Raw genomic sequence first — 699 nt, forward strand, 5'->3', positions numbered from 1 at the left:
GGAATCAATCTAATGCGCTTTGACCATTGGCTTCCTCGGTTCCAATCGGATCTTGAACCCTTCCGCACGTTTAAGAATAATATCACCCTGTAACTGGAAGTCCTTCTCTCCGATGTCCGACTGGATTCTGAAGTTCCTCAAGATGGTCGAGAGCAGAATCTTCAACTTCAACATGGCGTATTTACGTCCCACGCAACTTCTGGGTCCTGCACTGAATGGTACGAATGCATAGTAGTGTCTGTTGGCGGTACGTTCCGGAAGGAAATTGTCAGGATCGAATTTGTCAGGATTTGGGTAAATGTCGGCCCTGCGGTGGAGCTTGAAAGTGCCCACAACAACAGTAGCTCCAGCAGGAATCTTATAGTCCCCAGAAACTAATGGTAAATCTTGTTGTAATTGACGGGCAATAATTGGTACTGGTGGATACATTCTTAATGTTTCCATCAAGCATCTTTCCAAGTACTTCATCTCCAAAGTGTCAGCAAAGGTTGCTGGACGGTCTGAGTCTCCAAAGATCTCGTCGAGTTCTTGGATGACTTTGTCTTGAATGTCCTGATGAATTCCCATCATCGAGAGGAAGAAACTGCTTCCAGCAGCTGTCGTGTCGTGTCCTTCAAACATAATGGTGTCCACCTGTTCCTTAATCTCCTTGTCAGTAATGACGACTCCATTTTGGGATGCTTCAATCATCAAGTCCAA

1 protein-coding gene is annotated in these 699 nt (G+C 45.5%); it reads right to left on the reverse strand.

The genetic code is table 11. From position 1 onward, the window contains the following. Positions 1-9 precede the first annotated feature (9 nt). A partial coding sequence (locus EK369_RS22945) for a cytochrome P450 (protein ID WP_206198163.1) occupies positions 10-699 on the reverse strand: 690 nt, incomplete at its 5' end.

It is taken from the genome of Shimia sediminis, assembly GCF_003990645.1.
GTDB classification, from domain to species: domain Bacteria; phylum Pseudomonadota; class Alphaproteobacteria; order Rhodobacterales; family Rhodobacteraceae; genus Shimia; species Shimia sediminis.